The organism is Haloprofundus halobius, assembly GCF_020097835.1.
Lineage (GTDB): Archaea > Halobacteriota > Halobacteria > Halobacteriales > Haloferacaceae > Haloprofundus > Haloprofundus halobius.
In genome coordinates, this window is record NZ_CP083669.1 from 46,367 (window position 1) to 66,817 (window position 20,451).

The window sequence follows — 20,451 nt, forward strand, 5'->3', positions numbered from 1 at the left end:
TTCGAGGTGTTCGAGATGCACATGGTAATTTACGCCCTGGTAGACGAATTGACGTACGACGACGCGCTGGCTACCGGAAAGACGGTGTTCGACCGCCTAGTCGGCGCGGACCCACATGCCGGCGCCGTCTTCGACTACCACGTGACGTTCGATGAGGAGGACACGTCCGTTGCGGGGAAGGCGCGATGGGGTGAGTTACCGACTGCAGCCCCCGTCGACTCCGATGACGGCCAAGACCTGCTTGAGCGTGGCTGGGAGGCGACGAAAGAGGAGTTCGAGCGGAATCTCGAACGGGTGAGGGAAGCACTTGACGAACACTCCGACGAGGAGATTATGCGCGACGAAGATCTCGCTCGGCACGCGTTCCACCAGGTCGGTGCCTACGACGGGCCAACGATCTTCCTGTACAACGAATATGCGAACGGTATCCGTCACCGTGAGCAGCTGGATCGAGTGCTGGAGGAGAGCGAGGAGCTCTGGATCGTGCCCGCCGACGTCCACTTCTAACAGAAACAGATGGCTCGAATCATAAACTGGAAGCGCGAGAGCCGCACTCCCACACTCGTATACCGGAATGCCGAGACCGGCGCTCGGGCTGTCTTACACCGAGCACCGGACTCGTACCGCTACAAGTGGCGTGGCACAATCCTCGTCGACGGCTACCCAGTGTGGTCGCGAGGGTACGAGACAAAAGACGCGAAATCGTTCCGTGAAGAGCTCCGCGAACGGCCAGCGCCCGAACTGAGTTGTCCCGAGTGTCCGAACGGCGACGTCCTCGTCGGTGAGAAAGCAGCTGACGGCGCGAAAGTACAGCGCTGGTTCGACTGTCCCGACTGCGGGTACGAAGCGCCCTCGCGAATCGTGTACGGCACCGAGCGCTGATTGATGGGTGCGTATCTACGGTGACGTTTATTTTGGGCCGGAATGGGTGGCCCGTCTCAATCGGGCCAGATCCATAGATGAGTCTGGAAGTCATCGACCGCCACAGCGAAGCACTGTTCGAGTTCCTCTGGTGTCCGGTCTGCGGGCACGAGATATTCAGTCACATTACCTTCGAGGGGATGTTCTGCAAGAACTGCAATACGCAGGTTAAACTGCAAGAGTCACGGGAGACACGCGGCTACGAGGAGGCCGTCCTCGCCTGCTTCGACACCGATTCGACGTGGAACCTCCACGTCGACGAGAAGCTCCGTCGCGATCTTCCGGATGGGTCGGCGCGGGTGAAGGTCCTCGGTGCCCCAGGCGACTATGAGGTCGACTGGTGGAGTCCGAAGCCAGATGAGGACTGGGAGCCGGTCGAACGTGGTGAGTTCGACGATGTCGAGGAACCTTCAGAGGTCTCTCATTTGGCTTAGCGAAGCACTGCTGCAAATCTAAAACCGAGTCACAGAGAGTACTCGCATCGATTAAGTACTCGGTCCTGCCATCTATCTATGAAGTTAATGTTTACTCGAGATGATCTCCCTCGTAATGACCGTCTTTCTAATCCTATCACAGTCCTCGTTCGAGAGGTCTCGCCCTCCAGTAGTAATAAACTCGATTTTGAAGTTACAGTCGAGGATGCAGACGGACAGACAATCTCTCTTAAAATCTGGTCGACGCATTCTCTCTCCCTTTCGCTTACCGAAGGTCACCGGTACGAACTGAAAGACGTCCGAGGAAGGTACTGGTCACAGGGTGGAAGTCGACACTACCAGCTCGACAGTACGAAGGATCTGACAGTAACTGAACTCGGTCCGGCCGATGACAACGCGACGCGACTCTTGATTGTCGGCGACACCCACGCCGGTTATCGGCATCGTCGCCGTGATAAGAAAGCAAAAGGTGCCAAAGATCTCGACGCTCGTGATCGCTTCCAAGCGGTAATGGATCAGGCCAACACCCTAGACGCTGATGCCATTGTCCACGCCGGGGACATTTTCGATCACGTTGCTATCGGAGCAGACCGGTCCTTTGTGATAGACGCTCTCAACTCAGAGCTCAATATTCCGTTCTACTACATCTACGGGAACCACGATGAGCCTGCTAGCCGTCGAACAGTTGATGGAGCAACTAACGATACATCAGGGATTGAGCGTCTCTCCAACGATGGAGAATCAGTAGGGGAAGCAGGCGTTACGCTATTCGGGATCGATTACAGCCACGATAGCTTCCCGGGCGAGCCGCTCGAAGCCTCGGTTCAATCAGTACTTTCAAACGCGAATGTATTGGTCGTCCACGATACTCCATACCCCGTCCGGAATGAAAACGGGTACCACATACATCAAAAGAGGGGAGCAGATTTTCGGAAGGCTATTGAACAAACCTCCGTTGAAATTGATCTCATCGTCTCCGGACACATGCACGTCGGTCAACAGGGCACGCTTGACGAGTTCCAAACGCCCGTCCTTGTTACCGGAGCACCAGCACCAATCAATAGCGGGAAAGAAGACAACAACCCGTCAACGTGGCTCCTCCGTGTGACTAGGAGCGGCATTGACGGCATCACACGACACCCTCTCTGAGAACTGGTTGTTGTTGCGCCGGCGACGGGTGCCGGCGCACACGTGCCGGCGGTGTTTATGTCGACACGAAGTCAACTCAGATTCGTCCAACGAGTCGACCAGGACGACGAACCAAACGATGCGGACCGGGTCGCACAGTTGTACCGACACTCGGACGGCTACCCGACGAGCGTCCTTCAGGATCTCGTCCGGCTGAAGGAACTGCTCGATGCGACCCGCGCCGAGAGAGGATCAGCCTACACGGCAGCGGCGTTCGTGTTCCTCGACAAGCTCTCAACGGTCGGTCTGTATCTGGATGGGGGGCCAAATCGAACGATCGACGCAGCGCAGCTAGCAGACCTCCTTGAGCCATCCAATATGGAGCACCTCGACCAGCCGCTGTTCCTGCTGGGCCACGGTGTCGAGGATCCAGCTGACGGCATTCACGGCGGCGAGGAGTTCCTCTACGTCGTGGAACTCCCGATGGAGAACTCGTTCGACGAGCCGACCGAGTGGACAGTCAAAGTGAGCGGTCACTCCGTGTTCCCCCGCTAAGACGGCCCAACGGACGAGGCCTTCGAGCAGGCCAGCTGGCAGTTCTACGGGTCGCTTGAGGACGCGCTCACAGAACTGGTTCGGGACGAAGCAGTCGTCAAGTAAAATCCCAAATCGTATTTATATAGTTAGGATTTAGAAAGACCCAGATGATTACGAAGGCCGGACTCGCCGTGCTTGACGCGCTGAGTACCGGCCGTGAAGCAACTCCGAAGGAACTCGCGGCTGAAACCGAGTACTCACGAGAACATTTGTACGACGTACTCGACGAATTGCTCGCAGCGGGATTGCTCGCAGAAAACCGTGGCCCCAGCAATCAGCGTCGAGCCCGCATCGCGGAACATCCCGTCACCGAAGCGTATCGAACGCTCCAGTCGGAGTTCAGCCACGTAGACTGGACAGAACTGCTCTCGCCAGCCACCCTCCGCGTGTGTTGGTACCTCGATAGGCCACGACACATCGCTGATATCGCAGACCGGCTCGGAATCACCCGACAAGGTGCCCATAGCACGTTATCACCGCTCAAGCACCGAGCGTTACTCTCCAGATCCGATCCAAAGTACGCCCTCCGGGACGAGGTCTCGCCGCTGTTGGCGTTCGCTCGGGCCGCCATAGAGCACGAACATCGAGCACGAGTCCGGGAAATCGCCCCCAGCGCCACGATCGCGTGGTGCGATCCGAAGCGATCCCTCGTCCGCGTACAGACCGCTGAGGATACGGACGCGCTCCAAGCAGCTCCAGGCTGGGAGATGACCGGACTGGGCCGGTTTGCAGCGTATGGTCTACAGTTTTTCCTCGCCGGCGAGCCTCCGTTCTGGTATGCTCCAGACGAGGAGCTAACGCCTGCTGAAGCCGTGTGCCATACGCTCCTTCTCGATAGCGGATCCCGGCGAGTCAGCTATTCGATGCTGCTGATCGAGGCGGAGGATATCGATCAGGAGACACTCGTCGAGACCGCACAGTGGTACGACCTGGAACCTACTGTGAAAGTGTTGTATCGGCCACTTCAAGGTGACTTCGACAGGACAGATGATCTGCCCGTCATCCTCCCGAAGAAGGACGAATATATGGCACTCAAGGAGCAGTACGGAGTCTCGTAACAACAACAACACCGCAGCCCGGCGGAAAATTGCGACGGATTAGATGATGCCGCCGATTAAGAGAACGCCGAGGACGATTAACAGGGTCGCAACCACACTCCCGCCAGCCAGCAGCTTGTTCTCCATTGCCTTCTCGTGGAGTGGCATCTCGGCGTACTCCTCTCGGAACGACTCGAGATTCTTCTCGTCGTAAAAGTACTTCGCCTTCAGTGCGAACCGTTCCGTCACCGCACACCCCGTACAAACCGGCTCACCTTCCAGCCGCTCCGTTTTCGTGTGGCTAGTGCAAGCGATTGCCCCGCAGTTCGGACAGTAGGTGTACGTCTCATCGACGCCGCTCGCGTCACAGTGGACACACCGATGGATCCTGTCCTCGGCGGTTACTCGTGACGGGCCTGCCGCGTAGTACTCGTAGGGATAGGTGTACTCCTGGATGTCGGTGGTGTGTCGAACCTCGGGAAGGCACACTGGTTCGATCGACTGGACGGAGATATCCGAGCGGTTCGGCTCACAGGTTTTGTTGTACGTGACGTTGTTGTCGCCGGTGTAGGTGACCGTCGTCGTGTGGTGCTGCTGGAGCCGCTCGACGGCCCACTCTTTGTACTCGGTCTGCGTCTGGCCGAACCGGTTCTCCTCGACGTCGTCGAACACCTCCGCGAATTGCTCGGTGTCGAGATCGACCGTCGCGTGGAGGTTCTCCGTGACCAACGTCGCGACGTCCTCGTCGACGACCTGCGGCTGCCCGCGTTCGGCGTGGGCGACGAATCGAGTCCAGTCGTTGATCCGGTGGATGACGCCCACCGACGTCTCGAAGACAGCGTTCGTGTCGGCGGTGACCGCGACCACCGGGCGGAACGTCACCGCCGAATGTGGTTCTGGGAGGTCAGCGGCCTCGATGTTGACGATGTCGCGGAACGCCTCTTCGACGGGCGCGTCGACGTCGGCGGCCGGGTCATAGGGGCGGAGTGTCTCGTCGCAGAGAATCTCGATGCGACCGTTGTAGAGGTCGAGGCCGATTTCGTCGGCGATCTCCCGGAGGTCCTCGCCGTCAAGCAGCTCGATGGGATGGGGATCGTCGTTCTGCTGGAGGCGTGCAGCGTACTCCTCGGCGGGATTCGTGAACCGGCCGGTTGTGACGGCCATCCCGCGTTTGGGGCCGTCGAAGTCGAACGTCGCGATCGCCGAGTGGAGCTTCTGGACGACCGGCCGCCCGACTGTCCCCGTGTGCTTGCACTCGACGATGATCGCGCGCCGGGTGCCGTCCACGACCTCCTCCATGATGACGTCGCGACCCTCGTCGGCGGTTCGGTCGGCCTGACGGACGTTCTCGTAGCCGAGATTGCGGAAGACGTCCTCTATCACGTCCTCGAACTCGAACCCTGAGAGATCGTCCAGTACAGCCATCCCGATATACCTGGACAGTACGTTGCAACTGTCAAATACGTTGCCGAACGCAGCCCCGTCCTGTTTATGTACCCCCGTGAGGGGTGCGGGGGTGATCGAACGAGCCTCCCGCGAACCAACCTATGAGTGGAATCAGCGACCCACATTCGCACGTACAGTCACGGACCTCGGCTGATCCCGACGTCATCTACGTCGGTTACCGTCGTCGAGGCCGCGCCATCGTCGAGAAGCAATCGGACCAAGAACAGCTCACGCCAGAGCGGAGTCTCGAGCTGGCGAATCACAGTCCTTCGGGCTTCGAATGGGGATATGGTGGCAGCGGGCCGGCCCAACTCGCACTTGCCCTCCTGCTCGATTACACTGACGATGAAGAGGTGGCACTGGCGGAGTACAAGGCGTTTAAGACCGAAGTGGTGAGCCAGCTAGAGTGTACAGGATCCGACAACTGCTGGCGACTCACCGGACACGAGATAGGTGCCACCCTTCGTGAGATAGTCGACGATCCAGTCGCACCGTCCGTCAACTAACGGTCACAGAGAGCAATCAATGTCAGAACACACCCAGCAGCCTCGTACAAGCGCAGAATCGCCGCAGAACCGTGAGCGTCAGGCACCAACCGAGTACGTCGAGCGAAGCGATGTCGGCGTCTCACTCACCGTCAAACTCACTCGCGGTACTGGCACCCGCGACCAAGACAAGATCACGGCCAAAGTGAAGGGTAAGACGCTCGAAGACGCCCGCGAGGATATGGAAACCCTCCGCGAGTATATCCACGACCTCGCTGAGGACACTCGCCAGATCCAGCCAGCCGACCCACACGAATAGTACTTCTTTTGACTATTGCACAGAATTGTGTAGCCGCAGGATGTACGAAGTGTGCGGTGAGAAGGAACTCAAGGTCATCCTCGCCCTCGACCCAAGAGATTCCATCTCCGGCATCGCGCGGAAGATCGACGAGAACCGGGAGACGATTCGGCGCGTCGTGAATCGCCTCGAAGAGGCGGGATACGTCGTGTACGACGATGGACTCCATCTCGTCGATCAGACAATCCGAGACGCCAGTCTCGAGTTCCTGACGGCGGCAGCAGACACCTCGCCACCGTCGATCTCGGAGGCGTACGTCCTCCCCCAATTCGCGGGGATGGAGTATGCTTATACCGGCATCGATGCAGTCTACGTCTGGACCCGCGGTGGCTACCAGGTCGCTCGCGATCCGGGGGATTATCCGCTGTTCATCGCCGTCCACGAATCCGAACTCGACGCCTGGGCGGAGTTCTTCGATCGATTCGGAATCCCGACTGCAGAGGATCGCCAGCCCGCTGACGACCTCAATAGTGCGATTCAGGTGGTACTCAAGCCGCGGCCACAGATCGAGGCCGAGATGGTCGACGGACGGCCCGTTATCTCCCTCCAAGAAACCGTAGCGTTCGCAAACGAGCACTACGCGCACTTCCAGTCAGCACTCGACATGCTCGGCCGCATGTACGACAGCGTCGACACTGACGCGAACTACCGTCCACCTAACGTAGAGTTCTGACAAGGAATTTCTTCGACCGGGAGTGGCCTAGCAGCTGTTTTTGTCGCCTTGAGAGAGCGGAGGCGAACAAAATGAGCGACTCATCGAATCTATCCGTCGAATCAGACGGTCTCACACCGGAACAGCGTCTCGAACCACCAAACACCCGACTCATCAACGCTGGTATCGCGACTATTCATAACATGGAGACACTCCGAGCCTGCGTCGCCTACGAGAACGCGAATCAGCAGCGCATCCAGATCCTCCGCCGACTTGAACAGCGGGCCAGCGAAATCCGCTCACAGGACGACTAACGGAACATTCCGGGATGTCTGTCGGAGCCTTAGTAGAAGAAGGATCGAATGATTGACCCACCGTATTAGGGAGTAGAATATTATAGATCAGACTATTATAGTCTGGTTCCTAACTTCGGAGCACATATGTATCTCCCGCCACGACCGGGAGGTATGGACCAGTTCGTCAATCGTATCGATGAACTCGATCGGTTGCAGACCCTCTATGAGAGTGGCACTGCAGAACTCGCAATCATCTATGGGCGCCGCCAGATCGGCAAGAGCGAACTCGTCCGCCAATCGATTGCCGACCGCGACGATGCCGTGTACTATCAGGCAGTCCAAGGGACAGCGACGACACAGCTCAGGCGATTCGTCGAGGCAGCAGCGTCGACCTATCCCGACATCACGGCCGTCAAAGAGGAGTGGGAACCGCTCTTAACGTATCTCACCGACAGAGACGCCATCATCGTTATCGACGAATTCCCGTACCTCATCGAATCGAACGAGGGACTTCCCTCTGTCATTCAACATCTGTGGGATACAGCTGTCGACGAGAGTCAGGCGACGCTCGTACTCACAGGCTCTGCAATCGGCATGATCCATACCCACGTCCTCGACGGCGGTGCGCCACTCTACGGCCGGGTGTCCCAGACACCGAATGGCCGCCTCGAACTCACCCAGCTGCCGTTTCGCTCCATCCAAGAGTTCGTGCCGACGTACGATCCCGAAGAACGGGTGTTCGTCTATGGCGTCTTCGGCGGCACACCCCGATATCTCAGCCCGCTCGATCCATCACAGAGCCTCGGAGAGAACATCACGCGGCTGCTGTGCGACCCGGATGGCCCACTCCACGACGAGCCCGAAACCGTCCTCCAGATGGAGCTCAACGAGGTGAACACGTATTTTTCGGTTCTGGAGTCGATGGCCAGCGGGAACCGCAGTCGAAACGAGATCGCCCAGGGAGCCGGCATCGAGAGCACCAACACGTCGTACTACTTCGACCGGCTGGAAACCCTCCAGATCATCGAGAAACATCATCCGGCACTCGCCGATCCGGCGCGCAGCAAGCGGACTCGATACAAGATTCGAGATCCCGTATTCCGGTTTTACTTCCGGTATCTCTACGGCCGCGAGGGACAGTACGAACTCTACGGCGAGAACGCCTATGCAGATCTCATCGAACCGGAATTGCCCGACTTCGTCAGCGAAACGTTCGAATCGCTCTGTCACCAGGCAGTGCCGGCGCTCTATGCAGACTACCAGCTCACACAGGTGCCAAGCCAGTGGTGGTACAAGGGCCAGGAAGTAGATGTCGTCGCACCAACTGACGAGTCAACGCTGATCGCTGGCGAAGCGAAATTTACCAACACCCCCCTCGGCTATGACGTGCTCGCGGACCTCGAAGACGACGTGGAGCAAATCGATTGGACACCCACCGGAGGTGGTGAGCCGACGTATGAATTCGCCTTGTTCAGCCGCTCTGGGTTCAAACGCTCCGTCGAGGAAGCTGCAGACGAGCGTGATGATCTCCGGCTATTCGATCTCTCCGATATCGTTGCCATTCTCGAGAGTGGACCCACCCATTAACGCCGGAGGGTAACAGCTGGGGATAGTTTTTCTCCCCCAAAGGGGTGCGGGGGAATCAAACGTCCCCCAGAGGTGACCCAAATGAAAGGCTCCAACAAGACGTCAGCGTATCGAATAACGATCACTCTCGATAGCGCCGAGTTCCCCGTCGACGAGCAAGTCCGCAACGCGCTTCTCACCGAGTTCCGTTCACGAGTCGGCCATCTCGTCGAAGGGCTTCGTGGCATCGACGCTGAGCAAGATGACATCGACATCAGTACGGGCTACCGATATGCGCAAGTTCCGGCGACGTGCCCACTCTGTAGCGAGCCACTCAATCTCCAGAGCGTCCATCTCGATACAGAGAACGGAGCCCTGGCTAGCGCGGTGTGTTCGAGCGAGGAGTGTGACTGGAGCGGTGATGCAGTTTATCGAATCATTGACCTCGAGGGCAGCGAAAGCGACGCCTTCGAGAGTAGTGTACTGACCGGGGATATCGCGCCGGACTACCTCCCTTACTGAACTGAGATCTGCGAGGTATCTCTGCTGAGCCGACAACGTAGCAGCCCCCACAGGGAACCAGCCCGATTAACCAACAGAACTCATCCGGTAGCAACCGATGTTGGTTAACGGCTAGCCGCCGGGAGCCGTTTTTCTCCCCCAGGAGGGGCGCGGGGAGAGTTCCCGCGTTGATTCATCATGGCACTCACTGCGAGTACGACCAGCAACGCAGCTAGCGAAATTGCAGCTGCTCGGCAGGCTGACCACGTGGCGTTCCTCCATCGAGTTCCGTTTGCTTTTGACGCTCTCGGACTCGGTTTTCTCACCGGATTTCGGGAGGACTGTACCTACCAACAGCAGCAGTTCAAAGCGTTAGAGTTGCCTGTCGGGATGCTCGATAACGATTTTCGAAATCCAGACCTTGATCGGTACGTCGAGCGCTTTTTTGAGCACGAACCCCAGGTCGGGGTGATTGGTGATGCCTACGGAATCGACGAGGTGGACCCATACGTCGCTGCTGCTCGCGAGATCCAAGGAAGCTACCCAGAATCGGACCTCGTCATCGTCCCCAAATGCCGTGGCGCGATTCACGCGATCCCTGATGACCTCGTCGTCGGGTACTCCCGGGGATACGCCGATCGGCTCGCTCACGAGTTCTCAGAGCCGAGCGATTGGCGTGGTCGTCGCGTCCACATACTTGGAGGGAGTCCGCCGAAACAACTGGACGTCATTAAGCAGTTCACCCGTCCCACACTGACGGAGGATCCACCCGCAGATATCGTCGGCCTCGACTGGAATGGTCTTCACCGTGGCGCACAGTTCGGCGAGTTCTGGACAGCTAGCGGGTGGGACGACAGTGGTCGCGACGCCGAGCACATGACGATCCGAAAAACGGTCCGATGTAGTCTCGCGAAGGTTCGAGAATTCTGGCAGGCACGAGGCGTATGGCCCGAATCGACAACGAAGGAAGACAGCATCGAGTTCGAGTATCGCGGCCCGTCACCGAGTGATATCGAGAGTGCAGCGTGTACTGAGTGCGATGTGAACGTTTGGACGACTGAACGAGGTCCCTTCGTAGCAGAGTACGATACGGGAGAGATCTGTGGGTACTGTACCTACGACTGCTACTTCACGCATCGGCATCAGAACCAGCTCGAAGAGCTAGCCGGCGAACAAAGCGTCTACTTCCCGCCAGCCTGAGCAGCGAGCTGTTTTTTGCGCCCCAAGGGGTGCGGCGCGATCTGAATCGGCACAGTTGCGATAATTCCAGTCCTGAAAACCATGGCTACGAGTAGTGATTCGTCGGTCTCGTTCGAGAAGACCGACACCCGACACGACGAGATGCACAGTACCATCGAAGAGTGGATCGACGACCTCGTCGACCGCGTCGACGATGCACAAGCAAGTGAGGAGTTCCAGGAGTGGTTGGATGTCCAGAGTCGTTTCCACGACTATTCGCACCGAAATACGCTCCTGATCAAGCTCCAGCATCCAGAGGCAACGAAGGTCGCAGGCTACAATACGTGGCGAAACGACTTCGATCGACACGTCCAGGAAGGCGAACAGGCCATCTGGATCTGGGCTCCGATCATCACCAAGCGATGTCCCGAGTGTGAGAATTCGCCCAGCTACCACGAGAAAATCGGCTGTGAGTACAACGAGACGTCGGCGGATGAGTGGTCGAAAGGCCTTGTCGGGTTCAAACCAGCACCAGTCTTCGACGTCTCCCAAACCGACGGAGAACCGCTTCCCGAACTGGAGACTGCAGCGATGGGCGACGCCGACGACCTGGTGCCAGCGCTCAAAGGAGCAGCTGATGAACTCGGTGTGACGGTACGCATTGTCGATGCTGACGACTGGGACCATGGCGACGCGAAGGGAGTCTGTAAGTACCGGAGCCTACACGACCTCCAGCCAGTCGTCGAAGCGATAGCCCGATCGAATCAGGCAGATCTCGCTGTCACGTTGATTCACGAGTACGCCCACGCGTTGCTCCATTTCGGTATCGGGGATGAACCCGAACGGGCAAAACGAGAGGTCGAAGCAGAAGCCGTCGCGTACATTGTCGGTCGGTATTTCGGACTCGACACGAGCGGATCTGCGTTCTATCTCGCTGCGTGGCAAGGCGATGACCCGGAAGCGATTCAAGAGCGCCTCGGTCGAATCAGTTCCACTGCTCAGGAGATCATTGGGTCACTCGTGGAATAACGATTCAGACAACCTCTGGAACTCGTCACAGTCGAAACTAATCGAGTGAAGTCCGGGTGCGTTGAAAAACGGGTTTTCACGCCGTCGAAGGGCGACGGCGTGCGCGAACTCGTCACGTCGATTCAGCCGAAATCATGACCGAACGAACTGACGACGTCGAGACACGGAACAAAGATGAAACAGAACACGAAGAGCGGGTGTACTCTCCTGATGGTGGGGTTGTAGCATCCACTCCTGCAGCTTCGCCACCTACTGAAGCTATTCAACAACCCACCATTGGCGAAGACCCGTCTCAGGAGGAACTCGAGCCTCGCACAAAGCGAGCTCGAACCGAAGAGATGGACGTCTCGCTACTCCAGAAGGGAGGAATCTACGAGGTGCAATCGGAGTCAGGGAACATCTACGAAGTCGACATCGCGAGTAAGACGTGTACGTGTCCAGATTTCAAAAAGCGGAATCCAAGCGGTGGGTGTAAGCATCTACGGCGAGCCGATCTCGAAGTTCGAAGTGGGAACGTCCCTCGTCCTGATGGCCGTCTCCCGGAAACGACGGACGTGGTCGAACAGCTTTCAGCGGAAGTTCGTAAGCTGGAGCAAGAGATCGAAGAACGCGTGAAGGAACGGCAGAAACTCCAAACTACGGTGGGGGTTATCGAGGAGTTCTCGATTGAGTAGACGGGAGAATTAACCAACAGTTCTAAGATATCGGCCCACAACGTTGGTTAATAGAGTCGTGACCTATGTCCTATTCTCCACCAGATCCACCTCGAGAAGTCCCAGTAGACATCGCTTCGAAGCTTGATGAGCAATCCCCGGAGGTACTCCGACAAGTCGCTCGATTCGCCGAGGAGCTTGCTGACCATCGCGAGCGGGAGGCACGGCTAGCTGAAAACGAGGAGGATGAGGAGGTCGAAGAGCGACCAGAGGACCTTCCTGATGACGTTCCGGCGAAGGCGACGATCACAATCAAGGAGATCAACGACAACCGCTACTACTACTGGCAGTGGCGGGAAGGAGATTCGGTGACGTCGAAGTACAAAGGGCCGGTAAATCCCGACGAGTAGACGAGATTGAATGTAGCCTGAAGTTTGTTACAGCGCGATTCCTAGCGGAGCAGATGACACCCCCCAGAGTGTGAATGGGATCAGTTCACTCCCACACCCCTCGGTGTGAATGGGCTATCAACCGCCACTCTCTGACGAGACTTCACGCCGAGAGAAGGCAGAGCAACACGTGGATAGATTACGCCTCGTTTACCCCCACACCCCTCAGTGTGAATGGTCCACCACCTAGGGTACCGCGATTAAGAAGTCCTTAACAACAGAAGCCCTCACGCTGTAGGGAGAGTTCTCGCCTCAGCGACGAAGCTTCGGCTTCGGCACGAGGCCTCGCCTCTTAGAAAATGCTCACTTGGTGGATTGTTTAGACTACTGGATAATAAAGATAACTACAGCTGCGGTGCAGTAGCGGATCGGGTCAGCTACTGTAGCAGAACGTGTAAGCCGCTCTCCGTGCCGTAATAGGCTCTTCAGATGAACGAGACAGCTTCTACAGATCGAGTCCGGCTCTGTCTCTACAACCGTCGTAGCCTATGGGGGACCATTCACACCGAGGGGTGGGGGTGTCACCATCCCATCAACGTCTGGAGTTCCGGTGTTGAGTTAATCAGTCCAGTTCGTGTACTCTCTACGTCTCCTTGGAGCGAATACGACCTGAACTTCCCCTGATCTCCGCCTTCCTTCTTTTTCGATTCGAGAACTCCAGTCGTCACGTGCTTGTTCAGAAGTTCGAGCGCACGATTGTACCCCTTGGGCTCTACTTCGACATCCCGTGCTACTGTTTGGTAGACCTCGTGAATCTCTGACGTCCGGAACCATTCTTTCTCCGGGTTATTCCGGTCAAGACGTGTGAGAGCAAACAGGAGTAGCTTTCCCGACAACGGAGTCCCTTTCACCATCTCCATAAAGAGCTCAACTTCAACGAGTTCGTCAGCTTCGAAAACGTGCTCCGCTGTCACGACGTCGTCGCCTTCTTCATCAGCGATCTCGCCTGCATTCCGGAACAATCGGACTGCGCGTCGAGCGTCACCGTGTTCTTCAGCTGCGAGTTCAGCTGTTGTTGGAATCACCTCGTCATCGAGGACACCGTCGTAAAATGCGTCTCGTCGATTTTCGAGGATTGCGATAAGCTGATCTTCTTCGTACGGCGTGAACGTTCGGTGTTCTGGCTGGAGAGTCGATTGAACCCGTGACTCGATTTCTCCTTTGAACTCGATGTCGTTCGAAATTCCGATTGTAACGACTGGGAAGTCAACGTCGTCTTTTGACTGTGCCCGTGAAAGCGTGTAGAGTACTTCGTTGACTTCCCCATGCTTGTCGATCTCATCGATAATGACGACGAGACCGCCAGAGAACTCCCTCTGAACAACGGGCCACAACTTCTGATCCCGATAATGTTCTGCTGAGAGGCCCTGATAGGGGACGTCGAGCGGGCTCTCTGCTTTCGCGTTCACCTGCTCTGCGATCTTTCGGAAGGTGGAGGTATACGTAGAGATGGGATCCGGATTAATGTATGCAGTAACGATCGGGGACTCCGTTCCTTCAGTTGCTGCCTCGAGTCGCTCACAGACGTGTCTGGCAACTAGTGTCTTCCCCGTCCCGGTTTCACCCCACTCCAGGACGTTATCCGGGACGCTATTTGTCCGCATTTTCCGGAGATTCTTCGCCAAGAACGTGATGTGACCGTCCCGACCGACGATCCGATTGGCGTCAGGAACGTTATCGATCTCGAGCAACCACGGTTTCTCAAAAATGTCCGACCCGTCTTCGCTATTTCCTTCATCGATATTTAAGATCTCGTCGACGGTTGTTTGCGTGGAATCGTTGTTTGTCATGGACGGACCAATTCGCCCCATTCACATATAGGTTATCCACCCTCGGTGTGATTGATTCCACCCCATTCACACTCTGGGGGGGCTTGCTGAAACGGAGCACCCCCCGGAGTGTGAATGGGATTGACCCTGTCGCCCACTTCTGTTTTTGCTCACCTCAGATGATATCTGGACCTACTCATTTGTTCCGGGCCGCTGTGAAATCCGTCAGCTCCGCCTCTCGTGTCTCTGCGAGTCTCCGTCGAATGTCTGTACGATCCCACCCGAGCGGCAACAGCACGCTCTCGACAGTTCTGACCAGTTGCGTCTCGTAGTATGAGGCGTCGTAGGTCTCGATCGCTTCGTGGGCGAGGGCGACCCGGTCTCGCGAGGATTTCTCGTCGTCGACGACCACATACTCGATATCCTGGCCCGGGTGGACTGCTAGGTCCTGCTCGCGGGCTCGCTTCAAGGCGGCCACGTTCTGGGTATTCTGTGAGTAGCCTTCCAGCGGCTTGGAGACACGATTCCGCTCGACGAGCCGCTCTACTGTTACGTTCCCCGCCTGCAGTTCGTCGATTGCACGTTCGAGACGCCCGAGCACCGCGTCCGGTGACCGCGTGGCATCGAGCCGGTCGAGACAGTCCCGCTGGACGTCCTCGATGAACGGCGGGGTTGAGCGCTGTCGGGCTTCGATGCCTCTGATCTTGAAATCGTCGTCGCCGGCGACCTTCCCGAAGTACTTCGTCAACGCGCCGGCGTCGCTCTCGTGCTGCGGCACGAACGCCACCCAGTCGTAGTGAGCTTCGTGTTCGAGCCGAATCTCGACGCATTCCGTAATCTCCGTCGCGAGCGTCTCGAGGTCCTCGCGGTCCTCGTCGTCGACGTCGGGATGGGGGGTCACCCAGATGGAGTCGACGATACCGTGGACGACCCGCCAGCCGCCGGCTTCCAGCCGCTGTTTCGCCGTCAGTAGTATCTCGCGAGCGAACGCGTTGATCGCCTCGTGACACTCGATGCGGCCGAATTTCGCGTTGCTGAACCCCTGATAGCCGAAGCAGGCGACGAGGATCCACTTCAGCGCTCCCGACCGCCCCTCGAGTTCTGCCAGTCGGTCCTCGTCGGGGTCGTCTCGTTCCTTCTTGCGACGGATGGCCGCCTTGATCTCGTCGCGCGCGTCGATGATCGGCTGTAGCACGTCGACGAGGTAGCCCCGGTCGTCGCAGATCGAGTATCCGAGGCCGGGGACGTCGTCGCGGTCGCTGTGGCAGTCACACCGGATGACGTCCGGTGAGACGTTCCGGGTACAGATGATATTCGGGTACAACGAGGAGAAGTCGAGTTCGTGGACGTTCTCATGGAGGCCGACCTCGGGGGCAAAGATGAATCCGCCACGGTCGGCGTCGTGGAGCGTCCCCATCTGCTTGTAGAACTCGTGGCGCCAGGAGTTCCACGGGACGAGGACCCCGCGGTCGTGGGCCTCGCAGATCTGGATCGCCGTGAGAACGTTCCCGATCGATGCCCACGCAAGCTCCTGGACGGGCTTGTTCGAGCGCGACACGAGGTCGAGGACGCCGTCGAGGTTCGTCTCTCCGTAGAAGAACGTGTTCGACTCGTCGATGATCGCCCGGCCGGGCACGTTGTACCGCGCCGGCGAGTGACCGACGCGGCCGTAGCTCGAGTACGTCGACCGGCTCGCAAGCTGCTGGTAGTCGACGTCCGGCCACCGACTCAGCGAGAAGTCGTCGGCGCAGGCGTCCGTCGCCATCTCGTACAGCGTCGGGACGATCTCGCTGGTTGAGCAGACCAGGACATCCGGATCGTGCGCTTCGAGTGCACCTTGGACGGCGGTCAGGATATCCGTCGGCGAGCCGGTGACGGCGTCGCCGGCGACGGACAGTTTCTCGTAGACGTCGTTGCTCGTTTCGGTCACCGGGACGCTGAGCCGGAGCGTCGACAGTTCGCTCGCCGGCGTCGGATCGGCGCCGGTCTCCAGACAGTACCGGAACTCTCGCGAGAAGTCGACGTTGAAACAGGCGAGATCCCCGACTGGATAGTCCGACAGCTGGCGTGCCTGCCGGGCGAGTGGGGTGACGCGGTCGATGTGTGCGACGTCGACCGCGAGAACGGTATCCTCGTCTCGTCGAAAGCCCGGCCGTCGTGCAACCATCTCGGTCGCGACGACATCCGGGTGCTGGTCGTACACCGATTGGAGCGTCGTAAGGTCGAGGTCGGCATCAGGGTCGCGAGCAGCGACGTAGAAGCGTGGGGTGTAGTCATCGCGCTCGGTTGCGACGGCGCCGTCGGCGGTTGCCTCCCACTCCAGGACGCGGCCGTCGTCCAGAAAGTCGATACTGAACGGCATCGTCACGGGTTCGAGTCCAGTGGAGCGGCCTCCTGGTCATCGCTCGTTGTGACTGCAGCTTCGAGCTCCTCGAGACGTTCCTCGTGGTCGTCGAGGCGGGCCTCCTGTTCGAGATCGATGCTGAGCAGCGCCGGCAGCAGCGGGTTCTGGTGGTTCAACAGCCCGCTCGCGTCGGCGTGCCCGCGTGCGTACTCGAAGAGCCGATCGAATCGCGGCTGGTCGCGACGCCGCAGTGCCCGCCGGAACTCTGCCCAGCGCTCTTCGATGGCCCGCAGCGCATCTCGGTATGTCGGGTTTGTGCGTCCCATCGCTATCGCCCTCCTGTACCGCTCGCCGTCCACGCATCGAGCAAGGGATCCGCGGTGGCCGCGACCGTCTCACCGTCAGCGGTGACGCCCGTCCCGACACCCTCCGGGGTCGGCGTCGACGGCCCCGGTGTCGTCGGCTCCTCGCCGACCTGCGTGGCGCGTGCTGCGAGCAGCTGCCGCCAGTACGCGAACGTCGTCTGGTAGTACGCGCCGTCGTCGACGGGATAGACGAGCGTCTCGAAGTCCTCGCCGACGACCCGTGGGCCCATCCGAGTTTGCTCGCACTCGAGGTGATGGTCGGCGACCGTCGCAATTGGCTCGGTGAATTCGTTTCGTTCGTTTCGCGTAACGAGCACCGGGATGTCGTACCCATCGGCGTAGGTCGCCAACCGGGCGAGAGTTCGGGCCTGGAGGGTTTTTGCGTGGGTTTCGCCGAGGGTATCGTCGGCGCGGTACTGGGCGTCGACGGCCGGCGCGACGATGAGGGCGGGTGTGTGGGGGGACGTTTCCTTGTCGCGACTTGGTGCCCGTCGACCGGCCGCCCCGGCATCGGTGGTGGACATTTGGATCGACTTGTTCACTGCCGTCGGGAGATCACAGACGGCGCCGTAGTGCTGGTACGCGGTAAATCCGCGTGCGACGTGGATTCGGTTGAGCAACCGTTGACTGGGCGCGATCTGGGCGAGTGTCGTCGTTGTCGCGTGACCATTTGCGTCGACCCAGAAGGCGGGCCCGTCGTGCAGGAGGAGATGGTCGAGCACGAGCGACTGCAGGATCGGGACGCCGCGGCCACTCTCGACGTCGAGCAGCGTGATTCCGTCGTCGAGCTGCGGTAACAGCATCTCGTCCGTAGCCGGATCGGCCTGGTCAGCGAGGGACCGATTGCGGTCAGCGCCCCGTGTCGGCTGGTCGACCGCCAACCGGTTCGACGTCGATGTAGAGTGCTTAGGCATACTCAACTAGATGCCCACCTTTCCGATAAGCCGCGGCGTGTCACTTCCGCGTTTCAGGGAACCGATCTGAATACAACAAGTGGCGTCGTTGTTTGCGTGTTTTCGTGTTAGAATGTACACTTCCGAGAACAATTCCGATATGAGACGCCTCCTTCGTTAACCAACAATTGGATGCATACTCCCTTGGTCTGTTGGTTAATACGTGAGGAGCTCAGTAGCCCGTTGTCTCAGTTTAATTTCTGTGAAAATTCTATAGGACTGCGACGTGCAATTCTCTCTTCACTTCACGTATTTGTCAATCAAGTAGTCGGTAATCTGCTCTTCGCGAGCCTGGATAAACGCCTGTGCGTTCTCCGGGGTGGGCTCGATATCGGGATACTGATTTACACGTTGAATACGCTCAGACTCGGCGTTGCCGAGGTCGTCCAACCAGTCGTGGGGCCACTGGTCGCTTTTGATTTCTTCGTTCATCTCGTGTGGCAACAGCTGTAGATTCCCGATTCGATTAAGATCAACAGTCTCTCCAATAGATTCAGATACGGATTCTGCCCTGCTTTTCGGGTAGATGTGGTCAACCGAGTAGTCGCCAATACTGGTGGACGTCGATTGCGTATATGATTCCTCAATGAGGCCGAGTACTGCCGTGACATCTGTGTCAGTATATACAGGCTCTCCTGGGCTGCTCTCGTAACGAGCGTTGGCTACGACTCGACGGATATCTTCAGCAGATGGGCTGATGTTCTCCGATTCAAATAGCTCCTCTCCTGGGAAAACGATGGGCTCGTTGGGTTCTGGTTCCCATTCGCGAAGGTATCGCATCCAGTTGCGGCACTTGCCGTAGGTCAGAACCTGGTAGTACTTGTTCAGCAAGAGGGCTCTTGCGACGAACTGGAAAACACTCTCGCGGTTCGCGTCGGAGACCTCAGCATCCGGATTCTGGTAATAGAACACGCCAAGTAGTGCGAAAATGGGCATCGTGTTCATAACCGAGCTCCGAATCCCGCTCTCAATTACTGTCTGGAAAGCCTTCTCGAGCGATGACCGAAACCACTCGAATCGCCGTCCGGCGACGACGGGCTCATTATACAGCCACCGCTCGCGCATCTCGTCCATTCTATCTTCATCGATACTGCTAAGATTGCTGCGGAGGAGGTCTGTTCCGACTAGGTATGCTGTATATCGGAGAAACAGCTTCCGGTCGATTTCTTGCTCATACTCAGGGAACTTCTGTTTAAATTCGTCAATCCAATCTTGGATGACCTCCCGAGGATTGATTCGCTCCCCCTCCTCTTCCGCGTACGGCCAATAACTCATTAGTTTTGAGAGGAGGAGCTGGTAGGGCTTCGGATCAGAGCCCTCCATGTTCAGCCTCGTGAATATCTCGGGAATTTCAGACCTATCCTTGTTCGTACTGTCTGTTTCGAGATCGTCCTGTAGAACGTTGCTCGTAATGTCTCTCGCGACGGCCATCGAAATACTGCGCAGCTGGTAGCGGGTTTCGTTGTCCGCCCTCAATTCGGCGGTGTCCACGTATTCATCGACGACTTCGCTAAGTGCTCTTCCCTCAAGCACCGTGGAGTTCCCGGAGCCCCCGTCGTCGCCTCCGTTCCATAACTCCCCGACCGGCATCCACAGGTGTCGCGTGTCGCCAGTCATGGAATAGCCGGTATCGTCCGTTCCTCCAAACTTCCCTGTCGATTTGAACTCAAACTCGTAGTCGCCTGCTGTATCGTCGCGATCGTACTCTGGGTGGCCGAATAGGTCAACGCACAGCCGCTGGCCTTCCCAGTACTGGAGCTGATCACTGGGCTTCCCTCGTCCGCCATTGTATACGGTAATCCCGCCCTCGACACCGATATAGAGTGAGTTCAGCCGCTGCTGGCCGTCTATGATCAGAATCTCCGGTTCTTTGTCTTCAACTTCCTGATTGTAGAGGTCGTATTCTGCCAAAACTGGATCCGGTGGCCGATAGTCATCAGCGACATACATCCGCAGAAAATTATACGAGTTGTAGTCGCTGATATTGGCCGCTCGAACTCTCCATTCAGTTATAGCTCCGATTGGATAGTCTCGAATCAATGAATCGAACAGTTCCTCAATCTGCCTGGGATTCCAGACAAACTCCCGCTGGAGGCCGGGAAGAAAGATATGGTCGTTTATTTCAGACAAATAATCCGAGACCTGTCTGGACATGGTCACCAGAACGGAAGATGAGTATTTATACTCTGTTGTCGACCATCCAATCTCAGGTGTATACTGCCAGAATTAACTCGAAGGCCTGACTGAACTGCTGAGTTACGGTGTGAACGGATCAGTCGCCGAATTTTT

General features: G+C 57.8%; 21 protein-coding genes and 1 pseudogene. 16 read left to right on the plus strand and 6 right to left on the minus strand.

Going from position 1 to position 20,451, the window contains the following annotated elements; all coding sequences use genetic code 11:
* The first annotated feature begins 15 nt into the window (after positions 1-15).
* From LAQ74_RS19875 to LAQ74_RS19900, 6 genes and pseudogenes are all read left to right on the plus strand, one after another.
* Positions 16-507 carry a DUF7995 family protein gene (locus LAQ74_RS19875; protein WP_224338458.1) on the plus strand — a complete coding sequence of 164 codons (492 nt, stop codon included), beginning with the start codon at positions 16-18 and terminating at the stop codon, positions 505-507.
* Between the two features lie 9 nt (positions 508-516).
* Entirely contained in the window at positions 517-882 is a 366-nt protein-coding gene (locus LAQ74_RS19880) for a DUF7568 family protein (protein ID WP_224338451.1), read from the plus strand.
* 77 nt (positions 883-959) lie between these two features.
* Entirely contained in the window at positions 960-1,355 is a 396-nt protein-coding gene (locus LAQ74_RS19885; protein WP_224338452.1) for a DUF7567 family protein, read from the plus strand.
* 78 nt (positions 1,356-1,433) lie between these two features.
* Entirely contained in the window at positions 1,434-2,504 is a 1,071-nt protein-coding gene (locus LAQ74_RS19890; RefSeq protein WP_224338454.1) for a metallophosphoesterase family protein, read from the plus strand.
* A 57-nt stretch (positions 2,505-2,561) separates the two neighbouring features.
* A pseudogene (locus LAQ74_RS19895) lies at positions 2,562-3,143 on the plus strand (hypothetical protein).
* 44 nt (positions 3,144-3,187) lie between these two features.
* A complete protein-coding gene (locus LAQ74_RS19900) occupies positions 3,188-4,138 on the plus strand; it encodes a helix-turn-helix domain-containing protein (RefSeq protein ID WP_224338456.1) in 951 nt (316 codons plus the stop codon).
* 39 nt (positions 4,139-4,177) lie between these two features.
* On the opposite strand, the gene LAQ74_RS19905 is transcribed toward LAQ74_RS19900, so the two are convergent.
* Positions 4,178-5,542: a restriction endonuclease gene (locus tag LAQ74_RS19905; protein ID WP_224338304.1), complete on the minus strand. Its 1,365-nt coding sequence runs from the start codon at positions 5,540-5,542 to the stop codon at positions 4,178-4,180.
* A 122-nt stretch (positions 5,543-5,664) separates the two neighbouring features.
* On the opposite strand from LAQ74_RS19905, the gene LAQ74_RS19910 reads away from it, so the two are divergent.
* From LAQ74_RS19910 to LAQ74_RS19955, 10 genes are all read left to right on the plus strand, one after another.
* The gene (locus tag LAQ74_RS19910) at positions 5,665-6,069 is read left to right on the plus strand and encodes a DUF6166 domain-containing protein (protein ID WP_224338306.1); all 405 of its coding nucleotides are present in this window, start codon (positions 5,665-5,667) and stop codon (positions 6,067-6,069) included.
* A gap of 19 nt (positions 6,070-6,088) precedes the next feature.
* Entirely contained in the window at positions 6,089-6,367 is a 279-nt protein-coding gene (locus LAQ74_RS19915; RefSeq protein WP_224338308.1) for a DUF7389 domain-containing protein, read from the plus strand.
* Positions 6,368-6,407: 40 nt separating this feature from the next.
* Positions 6,408-7,079 (plus strand): winged helix-turn-helix domain-containing protein, encoded by a 672-nt coding sequence (locus LAQ74_RS19920; protein WP_224338309.1) that lies wholly within the window; start codon positions 6,408-6,410, stop codon positions 7,077-7,079.
* Positions 7,080-7,150: 71 nt separating this feature from the next.
* On the plus strand, positions 7,151-7,372 hold the full coding sequence (locus tag LAQ74_RS19925; RefSeq protein ID WP_224338311.1) for a DUF8129 domain-containing protein: 222 nt from the start codon (positions 7,151-7,153) through the stop codon (positions 7,370-7,372).
* Positions 7,373-7,525: 153 nt separating this feature from the next.
* Positions 7,526-8,941: an ATP-binding protein gene (locus LAQ74_RS19930; RefSeq protein ID WP_224338313.1), complete on the plus strand. Its 1,416-nt coding sequence runs from the start codon at positions 7,526-7,528 to the stop codon at positions 8,939-8,941.
* An 81-nt stretch (positions 8,942-9,022) separates the two neighbouring features.
* Positions 9,023-9,442 (plus strand): hypothetical protein, encoded by a 420-nt coding sequence (locus LAQ74_RS19935; RefSeq protein WP_224338315.1) that lies wholly within the window; start codon positions 9,023-9,025, stop codon positions 9,440-9,442.
* Between the two features lie 177 nt (positions 9,443-9,619).
* Complete coding sequence (locus tag LAQ74_RS19940) at positions 9,620-10,621, plus strand: DUF6610 family protein (protein ID WP_224338317.1); 1,002 nt, start codon at positions 9,620-9,622, stop codon at positions 10,619-10,621.
* A gap of 81 nt (positions 10,622-10,702) precedes the next feature.
* Positions 10,703-11,629: a M78 family metallopeptidase domain-containing protein gene (locus LAQ74_RS19945; RefSeq protein WP_224338319.1), complete on the plus strand. Its 927-nt coding sequence runs from the start codon at positions 10,703-10,705 to the stop codon at positions 11,627-11,629.
* Between the two features lie 134 nt (positions 11,630-11,763).
* The gene (locus LAQ74_RS19950; protein ID WP_224338321.1) at positions 11,764-12,303 is read left to right on the plus strand and encodes a hypothetical protein; all 540 of its coding nucleotides are present in this window, start codon (positions 11,764-11,766) and stop codon (positions 12,301-12,303) included.
* A 65-nt stretch (positions 12,304-12,368) separates the two neighbouring features.
* Positions 12,369-12,692, plus strand: coding sequence for a DUF6788 family protein (locus LAQ74_RS19955; RefSeq protein ID WP_224338323.1), 324 nt, complete (start codon positions 12,369-12,371; stop codon positions 12,690-12,692).
* Positions 12,693-13,252: 560 nt separating this feature from the next.
* Here the strand turns inward: LAQ74_RS19955 and LAQ74_RS19960 are convergent.
* The 5 genes from LAQ74_RS19960 to LAQ74_RS19980 all read right to left on the minus strand — a co-directional run bounded on the left by LAQ74_RS19960 (position 13,253) and on the right by LAQ74_RS19980 (position 20,316).
* Entirely contained in the window at positions 13,253-14,521 is a 1,269-nt protein-coding gene (locus LAQ74_RS19960; protein WP_224338325.1) for an orc1/cdc6 family replication initiation protein, read from the minus strand.
* Positions 14,522-14,696: 175 nt separating this feature from the next.
* Entirely contained in the window at positions 14,697-16,862 is a 2,166-nt protein-coding gene (locus LAQ74_RS19965; protein ID WP_224338459.1) for a type B DNA-directed DNA polymerase, read from the minus strand.
* A gap of 2 nt (positions 16,863-16,864) precedes the next feature.
* Entirely contained in the window at positions 16,865-17,170 is a 306-nt protein-coding gene (locus tag LAQ74_RS19970; protein ID WP_224338327.1) for a DUF8156 family protein, read from the minus strand.
* 2 nt (positions 17,171-17,172) lie between these two features.
* Positions 17,173-18,123 carry a hypothetical protein gene (locus LAQ74_RS19975; protein WP_224338329.1) on the minus strand — a complete coding sequence of 317 codons (951 nt, stop codon included), beginning with the start codon at positions 18,121-18,123 and terminating at the stop codon, positions 17,173-17,175.
* Positions 18,124-18,402: 279 nt separating this feature from the next.
* A complete protein-coding gene (locus LAQ74_RS19980; protein ID WP_224338331.1) occupies positions 18,403-20,316 on the minus strand; it encodes a DUF262 domain-containing protein in 1,914 nt (637 codons plus the stop codon).
* Positions 20,317-20,451 lie beyond the last annotated feature (135 nt).

Coding starts and splice junctions, on each gene's coding strand:
- LAQ74_RS19875 (WP_224338458.1), top strand. CDS start 16: ATGCACATGGTAATTTACGCCCTGGTAGACGAATTGACGTACGACGAC.
- LAQ74_RS19880 (WP_224338451.1), top strand. CDS start 517: ATGGCTCGAATCATAAACTGGAAGCGCGAGAGCCGCACTCCCACACTC.
- LAQ74_RS19885 (WP_224338452.1), top strand. CDS start 960: ATGAGTCTGGAAGTCATCGACCGCCACAGCGAAGCACTGTTCGAGTTC.
- LAQ74_RS19890 (WP_224338454.1), top strand. CDS start 1,434: ATGAAGTTAATGTTTACTCGAGATGATCTCCCTCGTAATGACCGTCTT.
- LAQ74_RS19900 (WP_224338456.1), top strand. CDS start 3,188: ATGATTACGAAGGCCGGACTCGCCGTGCTTGACGCGCTGAGTACCGGC.
- LAQ74_RS19905 (WP_224338304.1), bottom strand. CDS start 5,542: ATGGCTGTACTGGACGATCTCTCAGGGTTCGAGTTCGAGGACGTGATA.
- LAQ74_RS19910 (WP_224338306.1), top strand. CDS start 5,665: ATGAGTGGAATCAGCGACCCACATTCGCACGTACAGTCACGGACCTCG.
- LAQ74_RS19915 (WP_224338308.1), top strand. CDS start 6,089: ATGTCAGAACACACCCAGCAGCCTCGTACAAGCGCAGAATCGCCGCAG.
- LAQ74_RS19920 (WP_224338309.1), top strand. CDS start 6,408: ATGTACGAAGTGTGCGGTGAGAAGGAACTCAAGGTCATCCTCGCCCTC.
- LAQ74_RS19925 (WP_224338311.1), top strand. CDS start 7,151: ATGAGCGACTCATCGAATCTATCCGTCGAATCAGACGGTCTCACACCG.
- LAQ74_RS19930 (WP_224338313.1), top strand. CDS start 7,526: ATGGACCAGTTCGTCAATCGTATCGATGAACTCGATCGGTTGCAGACC.
- LAQ74_RS19935 (WP_224338315.1), top strand. CDS start 9,023: ATGAAAGGCTCCAACAAGACGTCAGCGTATCGAATAACGATCACTCTC.
- LAQ74_RS19940 (WP_224338317.1), top strand. CDS start 9,620: ATGGCACTCACTGCGAGTACGACCAGCAACGCAGCTAGCGAAATTGCA.
- LAQ74_RS19945 (WP_224338319.1), top strand. CDS start 10,703: ATGGCTACGAGTAGTGATTCGTCGGTCTCGTTCGAGAAGACCGACACC.
- LAQ74_RS19950 (WP_224338321.1), top strand. CDS start 11,764: ATGACCGAACGAACTGACGACGTCGAGACACGGAACAAAGATGAAACA.
- LAQ74_RS19955 (WP_224338323.1), top strand. CDS start 12,369: ATGTCCTATTCTCCACCAGATCCACCTCGAGAAGTCCCAGTAGACATC.
- LAQ74_RS19960 (WP_224338325.1), bottom strand. CDS start 14,521: ATGACAAACAACGATTCCACGCAAACAACCGTCGACGAGATCTTAAAT.
- LAQ74_RS19965 (WP_224338459.1), bottom strand. CDS start 16,862: ATGCCGTTCAGTATCGACTTTCTGGACGACGGCCGCGTCCTGGAGTGG.
- LAQ74_RS19970 (WP_224338327.1), bottom strand. CDS start 17,170: ATGGGACGCACAAACCCGACATACCGAGATGCGCTGCGGGCCATCGAA.
- LAQ74_RS19975 (WP_224338329.1), bottom strand. CDS start 18,123: ATGCCTAAGCACTCTACATCGACGTCGAACCGGTTGGCGGTCGACCAG.
- LAQ74_RS19980 (WP_224338331.1), bottom strand. CDS start 20,316: ATGTCCAGACAGGTCTCGGATTATTTGTCTGAAATAAACGACCATATC.